Annotated in this window: 1 protein-coding gene; it reads left to right on the plus strand. The window is 51.2% G+C overall.

What is annotated here, in order from left to right; translation table 11 throughout:
• The first annotated feature begins 441 nt into the window (after nucleotides 1-441).
• Complete coding sequence (locus GOB85_RS18655) at nucleotides 442-1623, plus strand: zinc-dependent alcohol dehydrogenase (protein ID WP_011251546.1); 1182 nt, start codon at nucleotides 442-444, stop codon at nucleotides 1621-1623.
• Nucleotides 1624-1827: the final 204 nt, after the last annotated feature.

The following is a 1827-nucleotide window of genomic DNA, read 5'->3' on the forward strand; positions in this document are numbered from 1 at the left end:
CAGGAGGCAGAAGATACGGCTGAGACCGGTCAGACGGGATGAAGCTGCTCATCTCACCACCTTACAACCTTACCCCTTCACAGGGTACCCCAACCCGACAGGCTGCTAGTGCAAAAGGCAGCCTGAAGCAGACCTTGATCACGCAGATACCATGCAACAGAAAATATCAACCCAATTTATCCGGCTGTATTTTATAAAATAAATCAGATAGTTATTGGAATAATCATAATCATAATACAAATATTAGGATACTACTGACTAATACGATATTCTGATACCTAAACTCTGTTCCGGCGACGCGACGGGAGACATGCACGGGGTTCAGGAAAACGTTCGCTCACAAGCCCGAGACCTGCATCAAGTTTTGTTTGCAGGAACCTTCCAAACTATCGACACCATCAGGCGTTTCTCCTGCATCTCTCCAGAACAGGACGACCTCCCATGAAAGCTTTGACCTGGCAGAAAAAGGGCAAGATTACCTGTGAAAGTGTGCGTGACCCGGAAATCATTGAGGGGCGGGATGTCATCATCAAGGTGACGGCCTGTGCCATCTGTGGTTCTGACCTGCACCTGATGGACGGCCTCATGCCGACCATGAAATGTGGTGACATTCTCGGGCACGAAACAATGGGGGAGGTTGTCGAAGTCGGAAAAGACAATAAGCGTCTCTCGGTTGGAGATCGTATCGTTGTACCGTTTACGATTTCCTGCGGCGAATGCAGACAATGCAAATGGGGTAACTGGAGCTGCTGTGAGCGCACAAATCCCAACAGGCGCCAGCAGGCCGAAACCTTTGGATACCCTCTAGCCGGCCTGTTTGGTTACTCACATATCACAGGTGGTTTTTCAGGCGGACAGGCCGAATACCTGCGTGTTCCCTATGCAGACGTCGGACCCATTATTGTCCCCGAAGGACTGGAGGACGAGCAGGTCCTTTTCCTGTCCGATATTTTCCCTACCGGCTACCAGGCTGCAGAAAACTGCGAGATCACTCCCGAATCCGAAAAAACCATTGCTGTCTGGGGATGTGGTCCGGTTGGACAGATGGCGATCCGCTCCTGCTTTCTGCTGGGAGCAAAGCGCGTCATTGCCATTGACGAAGTCCCGGAAAGACTGGCCATGGCACGGGCAGCAGGTGCGGAAACCATAGATTTCCGTACTCAGAACATCCAGGAAACTCTTGTCGAAATGACTGATGGACTTGGGCCAGATGCCGTTATCGAAGCCGTCGGTATGGAAGCACATGGCGCCGATACCATGATGCAAAAAGTCGGTTCAGCACTGCTTTCAGCGACAACACTCGAGAGGCCATTCGCTCTCAATCAGGCCATCCTCGGATGCCGCCCAGGCGGCATTCTTTCCATGCCTGGTGTCTATGCCGGTGCCCTTGGGCCAGTCATGATCGGTATCCTCATGAACAAGGGACTGACCCTGCGGACTGGGCAAACAAATACGCAGAAATATCTCAAGCCTCTGCTGGAACGCATCCAGAAAGGGGAAATCGATCCTTCTTTTGTCATCAGTCATCGGTCTTCAAACCTGGAAGACGGGCCAGCACTGTATGAAAAATTCAGGGACAAAAAAGATCGCTGCACCAAGGTCGTGTTTCGCCCGCATGGGTGAGGGCTGCTGAGGCTTGGACGCAGGCGACATTTGCCTCTCTGTAGATCCAAGAGGCAAATGTCGAATCTAAGCACAAATAATCTAGACAATCTTAGTGTCTGACCGAAAATGAGTTGAGTGATTTCAGCGGGTTATGATTCATGGGTTTGCGAGAACCTGATGAGATCAAGATGGCCTGGACTGAAATCACCCGAGCGCAGTATC

It is taken from the genome of Acetobacter fallax (genome assembly GCF_011516735.1).
Classification (GTDB): Bacteria; Pseudomonadota; Alphaproteobacteria; order Acetobacterales; family Acetobacteraceae; genus Acetobacter; species Acetobacter fallax.